Genomic DNA, 607 nt, shown 5'->3' with positions numbered 1-607 from the left:
ACCCAATGACGACGATTGACCCATGCGTCGAGAACGCCAGAGCCGTCAACTTCACGCTTCCAGCCGCTTGTGTACTGTTCGAAATAACGAATGGTCATGAAGTATCCTTTACTTGTATACACGAGTCACGGTGGGACGCTCGCGGCGTGCGCGTTCAGCCCGTGCCCAGAACTCGTGTTGTTGGGGATGGTGCTCGTCTTCCACGATTTCTGCATCGACGATTTCCACGTCGCTAGTCTGCATCCTATTGGTCGCAGCACACAGCGCGGCTACGACAGCCGTCAAGATAAGCATCAGGACGAGCACGACCATCGAAAGCTGACGATAGGAAGTGCCGGGCGGTAGAGTCATCAGATTCCACCCGTACACTAGGAAAGAGACCGGAATTCCGATGACGAGCGCGGTCAGAAAACGGTGCTTGGCACTCACTCTTCCTCCGGAGCCATCGGCAGCGGTTTCCACAGATCGCTGTCATCACGCGAAACAGTACCACTCTTCCACGGGTCGTCGTAGTTGATGGGAGTGCACACTTCACCGAATTCGCGCTTGCCGACCGGACGGTAGTGGTAGTCGCTTTCGTTGGTTGAGTACTGGATGCTCTCACCTT

The 607-nt window shown here is 55.5% G+C and carries 2 protein-coding genes; both read right to left on the bottom strand.

The window, feature by feature from the left end; genetic code table 11:
- Positions 1-108 precede the first annotated feature (108 nt).
- Positions 109-429, bottom strand: coding sequence for a hypothetical protein (locus tag AC1RPW_RS07805; RefSeq protein ID WP_289900959.1), 321 nt, complete (start codon positions 427-429; stop codon positions 109-111).
- The coding region (locus AC1RPW_RS07800; RefSeq protein WP_481769412.1) for a hypothetical protein at positions 426-607 on the bottom strand (182 nt) is incomplete at its 5' end. The genes AC1RPW_RS07805 and AC1RPW_RS07800, both read right to left, overlap by 4 nt.

The organism is Dellaglioa sp. CoH-55-MRSF-8 (assembly GCF_056782195.1).
This window is presented reverse-complemented; position numbering and strand designations above follow the sequence as displayed.